The sequence below is a fragment of the Nocardia sp. NPDC058497 genome, assembly GCF_042720195.1.
GTDB lineage: Bacteria > Actinomycetota > Actinomycetes > Mycobacteriales > Mycobacteriaceae > Nocardia.
Window position 1 is genome coordinate 1 of sequence record NZ_JBHXMY010000334.1, and the last position, 6,751, is coordinate 6,751.

General features: G+C 70.0%; 10 protein-coding genes. 7 read left to right on the forward strand and 3 right to left on the reverse strand.

Translation table 11 applies throughout. From position 1 onward, the window contains the following. From ACFWPJ_RS20930 to ACFWPJ_RS20940, 3 genes are all read left to right on the forward strand, one after another. A partial coding sequence (locus tag ACFWPJ_RS20930; RefSeq protein ID WP_378853748.1) for a UTRA domain-containing protein occupies nt 1–340 on the forward strand: 340 nt, incomplete at its 5' end. A gap of 317 nt (nt 341–657) precedes the next feature. Further along, the gene (locus ACFWPJ_RS20935) at nt 658–981 is read left to right on the forward strand and encodes a hypothetical protein (RefSeq protein WP_378853750.1); all 324 of its coding nucleotides are present in this window, start codon (nt 658–660) and stop codon (nt 979–981) included. A gap of 9 nt (nt 982–990) precedes the next feature. Next, on the forward strand, nt 991–1,593 hold the full coding sequence (locus ACFWPJ_RS20940) for a hypothetical protein (RefSeq protein ID WP_378853752.1): 603 nt from the start codon (nt 991–993) through the stop codon (nt 1,591–1,593). A gap of 7 nt (nt 1,594–1,600) precedes the next feature. Here ACFWPJ_RS20940 and ACFWPJ_RS20945 read toward each other — a convergent pair whose 3' ends face one another. Continuing rightward, a complete protein-coding gene (locus ACFWPJ_RS20945; RefSeq protein WP_378853754.1) occupies nt 1,601–2,089 on the reverse strand; it encodes an HIT family protein in 489 nt (162 codons plus the stop codon). An 89-nt stretch (nt 2,090–2,178) separates the two neighbouring features. Here ACFWPJ_RS20945 and ACFWPJ_RS20950 point away from each other — a divergent pair, with 89 nt between their 5' ends. After that, a complete protein-coding gene (locus ACFWPJ_RS20950) occupies nt 2,179–2,313 on the forward strand; it encodes a hypothetical protein (RefSeq protein ID WP_378853756.1) in 135 nt (44 codons plus the stop codon). 29 nt (nt 2,314–2,342) lie between these two features. On the opposite strand, the gene ACFWPJ_RS20955 is transcribed toward ACFWPJ_RS20950, so the two are convergent. Continuing rightward, nucleotides 2,343–3,176 carry a helix-turn-helix domain-containing protein gene (locus tag ACFWPJ_RS20955; protein WP_378853758.1) on the reverse strand — a complete coding sequence of 278 codons (834 nt, stop codon included), beginning with the start codon at nt 3,174–3,176 and terminating at the stop codon, nt 2,343–2,345. Nucleotides 3,177–3,180: 4 nt separating this feature from the next. After that, on the reverse strand, nt 3,181–3,750 hold the full coding sequence (locus tag ACFWPJ_RS20960; RefSeq protein WP_378853760.1) for a TetR/AcrR family transcriptional regulator: 570 nt from the start codon (nt 3,748–3,750) through the stop codon (nt 3,181–3,183). A gap of 111 nt (nt 3,751–3,861) precedes the next feature. Between ACFWPJ_RS20960 and ACFWPJ_RS20965 the strand changes: the two genes are divergently transcribed. From ACFWPJ_RS20965 to ACFWPJ_RS20975, 3 genes are all read left to right on the forward strand, one after another. Then, a complete protein-coding gene (locus ACFWPJ_RS20965; RefSeq protein WP_378853762.1) occupies nt 3,862–4,299 on the forward strand; it encodes a hypothetical protein in 438 nt (145 codons plus the stop codon). Nucleotides 4,300–4,397: 98 nt separating this feature from the next. Further along, entirely contained in the window at nt 4,398–6,212 is a 1,815-nt protein-coding gene (locus tag ACFWPJ_RS20970) for an ABC transporter ATP-binding protein (protein WP_378853764.1), read from the forward strand. Next, the coding region (locus ACFWPJ_RS20975) for an ABC transporter transmembrane domain-containing protein (protein WP_378853766.1) at nt 6,209–6,751 on the forward strand (543 nt) is incomplete at its 3' end. The genes ACFWPJ_RS20970 and ACFWPJ_RS20975, both read left to right, overlap by 4 nt.

Sequence of the window (6,751 nt, forward strand, 5' to 3'; positions counted from 1 at the left end):
GGTGCACATCGAGGACGACGTGCCGATTCAGGTGGAGGACCGCTACGTCAATCCGGCCCAGGCGCCCGACTACCTGGCCCAGGATTTCACCACCGTCACGCCGAACACCTACCTCAGCGAGGTCGCGCCGCTGATCCGCGGCGAACATGTCGTGGAGGCGGTGCGGGCCAGCCGGGAGGAGTGCAAGCTGCTCGACATCGACCGCGACGAGCCGTGCCTGCTCATCCGGCGCCGCACCTGGTCCTCGGGTGGACTCGTCAGTGCGGCCCGGCTGATCCACCCGGGATCGCGTAATCGACTCGAAGGCAGCTTCGGTGCCGGGTCGCATCACAGCGAATAGGAACCCCGAACAGATCCCGAGCCCGCCGCGCGATTCCGGGCGGTGTGAGCGCGGTGTGAGCACTGGCCGGTGTTCCTCTCCGGCGCACCCGTCGATGGTGCTCGGAATTGTTACGAGATCTGAATGCAATTCACTGATAGCAAATTCTCCGCTAACCGCAAATGCGCTCCTGACCTGGGAAGACAATTTGCGGCTGAGTGACCAGCCATCTCGGGTTATCACTGTTTCGTGACGAATCACGTGGTGGCCCAGGTTCGGGCTGTAGGTTTAGTACCCCATGGTTCGCTCGGTTCCATTCAGGTAACGGAGAGGCGGAAATGGCTACAGTCGCACGGCAGTCGGGGCCGCGCAGGATGATCTCCCGACAGGGCATTTCCGCACTGAAAACGTCGATGTCGCCGTCGGCTCTGGTGACCGTAGGCCTGATCTTGCTGATTCCCGTTCTCGCCACCGCGGGGCCCATCGCGGCCTCGGCGTTGATCGCCCGCAACGCCGGAGTCGGCCGCTCGGGTGTGCTCGTGCTCGTGGTGCTCGCGGCCGTGGTGTGCGCCGCCGTCGTGGCCGCGGCCTGGGCGTTCCGGCTCGCGTGGCGCCGCGGCTCGGCCACCGGGCAGCACTCGTTCGGTTCCCTCGTTCGGTAGGAGTTCGCCATGCAGACGCACCGTCCGACTGGCTCCGCCGTCCCCGCGATCGATCCGATCCACCCGCCCGACGTCGACGAATGCCGCCGCCTGCGCATCGTCGCCCGCATCGACGACCCCGTGGTGTGGCACTCGGCCGCCGCACGGCTGCTCGACCGCGGCCGCCGCCGCTGGCACGCGCGGTCCGACATCGCCGACCATCCGGCATTGTGCCGCTGGTCGCGCATTCAGGATGCCCAGGAGGTGCCTGAACAGCCTTGCTTGCGAACACTTTTCGCGGCGGTCGCGGCGGGTCAGGAGATCGAGGTCGGCGATCCGTATGCCGATTTCGCGACGGCGGTGATGCTGCTGTCGAGCTGCCCGGCGGCGGCGCTCTGCCAGTCCGACCCCATGAATGATCCACGCGCCGTGCACTTTTCGGTGTACGGGTACCGCGAGGACGACCTGCCCCTCGCGGAGGACCTGATCACGACGACGATCCACGCCTGCGGTGCCGTCCTGGCTCGCCGCTGCACGGTGATGAGCCGCGGCGCGTCGGTCCGGCCCTCGCCACCGGTCGTCGATCACCCGCTGCCGGAGTTGCTGGTCCTGGGCGGTACCGCGGCGCGCTGACCCGCGCTTATCCCGCGGCGAGAATCTCGGTCACCGCCGCGGTGATCGCCGCACGCAGCCCGTCGTGCCGGGCGCTCAGCGCATGCTCCGGCGCGCAGCGTTCCGCACCGTACAGGTGGACCGGGCCGACCCGCAGATGCTCGGGCTCCCAGGCGTAGCGCGCGTGGATATGCCCGTGCAGGTGTCCCCAGGTGTTGCCGAGCACCTCGTAGTTGATCCGCAGAAACGCCGGATCCGTTGCGCGGCAAGCGCGTTCCACTGCCTCGCCGAGGACCACCATGTCCGCCATGAACGCGACCCGCTCCGGCCGCGGCAACTCGGTGAGCTGATCGGCATCACCGTCGTAGATCAGCACGCAATACCCCGGCAGGTGCTGGGTATCCCCGATGACGGCCCACCCGGTGGCCAGCCGGCACAGCACCGTCGGATTCGTCCCCGCCGCCGCGGCGCCGGTTCGATCGCTCCGCCAGTCGTCCGGTTCCTGTTCCTGCGCCATGCCGCCCCATTCCTGTTTACGCCGACAATGCTTGTGCGAGAAGGGTGCTCGATCGTACGCCGACGAGAGCCCGGGCGTGCCAGGAAGCCGTGCGGCGATCCAGGCGGGTACCGGCACGCGGGCTACTCGAGGCGAGCGCCGCGATCATCATCGCCCAGCTGTTCGGCGGCCTGCCGAGCCGATCGGTGTTCAACCTCGTCGACGATCGACACCGCGTCGCGTGACGTCGCGCCTGGCCCGGACGCGCATTGCGCTACCGAAAGCCGATGTCGAAGCGCACCCCGGAGCGGAGCACTCCGGAGGCGGACATGCCGAACATGTCGTGGAAGGTCTCACTGAAGTGGGACGGGGTGGCGAAACCGGCGTCGACGGCGCAGCGGGTGAGGTCGCGGCCCGCGGCGGCGTCGCGGATCGCGTGGACGACCCGGGTCCAGCGCTGATAGCCACGAAAGGTGGTGCCGCACTGCCGGGCGAACAGCCGCAGGAAGTGCGTCGTCGACAGGCCGAGATCGGCGGCCATCGCCTCGGCCCGGTAGACCTGGTTGGGGTTGCGGTTGATCGTGGATGCGGCCCGGGCGATCCGCGGATCGGTGACCGGCGTGTGGCCCGGGACCGCGGCGGCGAAGATCCGCTCCGGCTCGACGACAGTGGCGTTGCACAGTTCGACGAGCTCGCGTTCGCGTCGGTGGGCGAGCCCGTACGGTCTGGCGACGGCGGTCATCTCGTCGGCGATCGTCATCGCGGGCGCACCGGCGGGATCGACCCACAGCAGCAGGATCCAGCCGCCGGGAGCATTGACCCGATGGACCGCGCGGGCGGGGGCGAAGGAGCTGACGGTGTGGATCTCGCCGTGGGTGGCGGTGTCGAGGACGAACGGCCCGTCCAGGCCGACACTGAGCACCGCCACCGAGGGCGCGTGCAGGTCCACGCCGAGCTCGGGCCCGACATAGCCCACGTGCCCCGGCCGCATCCACACCACCGGCGACCGCGCCGGACCGCGCGTTTCCGAAAGCGCACCGACGGTCACCGTTGCCAGGGTATCGGCATCACGCGCCCGCCGTCGCCGGGCGGCGGTCCGGATCGTCACCGGCTCAGTCGAAGACCACCGTCGCGAGCATCTCGCGCGCGATCCGCTCCGGGTCCGCGGAGGTCGCCAGCTCGGACCCGTCGAGCGCACCCTCCCGCCACAGCGTCGCGAACCCGTGCACGAGCGACCACGCGGCCAGCCGCGTCGCCCGCTGCCGCTCCGGCTCCTGACCGGACTGCAGCTCGGCCACCCCGGCGCGTAACACGGCCCCCGATCGCTCCCGCGCCGCCACCAGCTCGGGATCGTCCGCGCGCAACACCTCCCGCCGGAACATGATGTCGAACCGGCCGGGATTGCTCAGCGCGAAACGGATATAGGCCAGGGCCACCTCCCGCATATCCTCGCCCGCCGCCGCCAATTCCGTTGCCAGCAGGTCGAATCCCTCGATCGCCAGCGCGGTGAACAACCCGGCCCGGTCACCGAAGTGATGCGCGGGCGCCGCGTGTGAGACCCCGGCCCGGCGGGCCAGCGCCCGCAGCGACACGGCCTCGATGCCCTCGGACGCGATCTGCTCGGCCGCCGAGTCGAGCAGCGCCGCCCGCAGATCCCCGTGGTGATACCCGGTTTTCGTCATGTCTCGATCCTGACGCACAAACTTGTCATTGACAAGTTCCGTCGTGGCTGACAATCTTTCCAGTGTCAAGATTGGCGGCAGGCCAGTCGACGTTCGCCTCGAGGAGTTCCCATGGCCCCCTTCATCGCTCTCGCCGTCGTCACCGCCCTGACCAGGCTGCTCGGGTGGCTCACCGACCTCGCCTGGCTGGATTCCTGGCCCCGGGCGGTGGCCGTGGGACTGGCGGCGATGTTCACCCTCACCGCCGGCGCGCATGTCGTCGAACCCCGCCGCCAGGCCCTGATCGCGATGGTCCCGCCCAGCCTCCCCGGCGCACCGGCTCTCGTGACCCTGACCGGTGTCCTCGAACTGGCCGGCGCCGTCGGCCTGTTGATTCCGGCGACCTCGCGCCTCGCCGCGGCCTGCCTGTTCGCGCTGCTGTTCGTCATGTTCCCGGCGAACATCCGCGCCGCGCGCGCCGATCTGGGCATCAAGACCATGCCGCTACCCGCCCGCACCGTCCTGCAAGGACTCTTCCTCGCCGCCTGCGCCTTGGTCGTCCTCGGCTGAGCGACCGCACGTTTCCGAAAGCGAACCGCCGGACCGCGAGGTCACAGTATTCGGTACGCCGCCCGTCGCGCGGCCCCACAGACCCGAGAGGAACGACCATGACCATCACCGACGTGGCGCAGGTGCGGGAATCCCCACCAGCGACGAAAGCCGCGCCATCGGGACCGACCGTCGCCGGCCTTCTCCGCCCCTATCTGGGCGGCTTCACCGCCGTGGTGGTCCTGCAGGTCATCGGTGCCGTCGCGGGCCTGGCGCCGCTGCTGGCGGTGGTCGAACTGGGCCGAATATTGTTGTCGCCCACTTCGATCGACCACGGACATGTCTGGCTCGTCGTCCTCGCGGGCGCGGCGGGCCTGTTCGTCCGGCTGGTGTTCACCGCGGCCTCCGCCGGTCTCGGGCACCTGCTCGACGGCCGGGTGCAACTGTCGTTCCGCAGGCAACTGGCCGCGCGGCTCGGCCGTGTCCCGATCGGCTGGTTCGGGCAGCGCAGGACCGGCGAACTCGCGAAGGTCGTCGGCGAGGACGTCGACGCGGTGCATCCGTTCATCGCCCACGCTCCCGGTGAACTCGTCGCCGCGTTCGTGGTGCCACTGGTGTCGCTGGTCTACCTGTTCACCATCGACTGGCGGCTCACCCTGATCACCCTGATCCCGGTGGTGCTGGCGATGGCCCTGGTCCCGCTGCTGATGACCCCGACCCGGCTGCGCGAGCAGGAGGAATTCGACGCCGCCATGGGTCGCATCGCGGATTCGGTGATCGAATTCGTCCGGGGCATCCCGGTGGTCAAGGTGTTCGGCGGATCGGGGCGCGCCCATCGCGCATTCCGCACGGCCACCGACGATTTCGTCGGCGCCTTCTACCGGATGGTGCGTGGACTGTCGGTGATCGCCGCGGGCATGCAGTTGGCGCTGTCGCCGCCGTTCGTCCTGCTGGTCGTGCTGATCGGCGGCGCGTCGCTGATCACGAGCGGCGGCATGGCCCCGGCCGACCTGCTGCCCTTCGTCCTGCTCGGTCTCGGCCTGACCGCGCCGGTGGCAGCCCTGCTCGGCCACGGCGTCGACGACCTGCAGGCCGCCCAGCGCGCCGTCGGCCGGATCACCGACGTGCTGGCCGTGCCGCCGCTGCCCGAACCCGCGCACCCGGTCGCGCCGGCAGGCCATCGAGTGGAGTTGCGCGACATCCGATTCGGCTACGAGGCGGGCCACGAAGTGCTGCGCGGCATCGATCTCATTCTGGAGCCGGGCACGACCACCGCCCTCGTCGGCCCGTCGGGCAGCGGGAAATCCACGCTGGTCCAACTACTTCCGCGCTTCTTCGACCCGGCCCACGGCACGGTCACCCTCGGTGGCGTCGACTTGCGCGAGCTCGGCAGCGACGAGCTCTACCGCCGGGTGTCGTTCGTCTTCCAGGACAGCACCCTGCTGCACGCCACGATCGCCGACAATATCGCGCTCGCGGTGCCGCACGCCGACCTCGACGACGTGGTGCGCGCCGCCAGGCAGGCCGACATCCACGATCGCATCGTCGAACTGCCCGACGGCTACCAGACCGTGCTCGGCGCGGAGGTGACACTGTCCGGCGGTGAGGCGCAACGGATCTCGCTCGCCCGCGCCCTGCTCGCCGCGACCTCCGTCCTGGTCCTCGACGAGGCGACCTCCTTCGCCGACCCGCAGACCGAGCTGGCGGTGCGGCGCGCGCTCGCGGCGGGAGCCGCCGACCGCACGACGCTGGTCATCGCGCACCGCATGGAAACCATCGCCGATGCCGACACCGTCGTCGTTCTGGACGACGGCGCGATCGTCGAACGAGGCAGGCCCGCCGACCTGTTGGCGGCAGGCGGCCGGTTCGCCGCGCTCTGGCACGCCCACCGGTCGGCGCTCGCCGACGGACCTCGAGGAGACCAACGCCGATGATCCGGATGCTGCTGCGCGTGCTCGGCCACGAGTACGCCGGGCCGGTGCGTCGCACCGTCGCCCTGATGACGGTCACCGCGATCGTCGAAGGACTGTCCTACGCCCTGCTGGTTCCCGTCCTGCACGCCCTGTTCGGCAGTGATCCCGGCGAGGTCAGGCCGTGGCTGATCGCCTTCGGCGCCGCGGTCGCGGCCTACGCGGTGCTGCGCTATCTCAGCGATCTCGCCGGTTTCCGCAGCGGAACCACGCTGCTGGAAGGGATGTATCACCGGATCGGCGACCATCTGGCCCGGCTGCCACTCGGCTGGTACAGCGCGAGCCGGGTCGGTGAGGTGTCGGCGCTGGCCAGTCGCGGTGTGCTCGACGCGATGGGTGTCATCGCGCATCTGCTGTCGCCGTTCATCTCCGCCGCGGTGACGCCGCTGACGATCGTCGTCGTGATGTTCGCCTACAACTGGCAACTCGGGCTGGCCGCCGCGCTCGGCGCACCGGTCGTCGCCGCCGTGCAGATCTGGGCGGGCCGGTCCACGGCGGCGAGC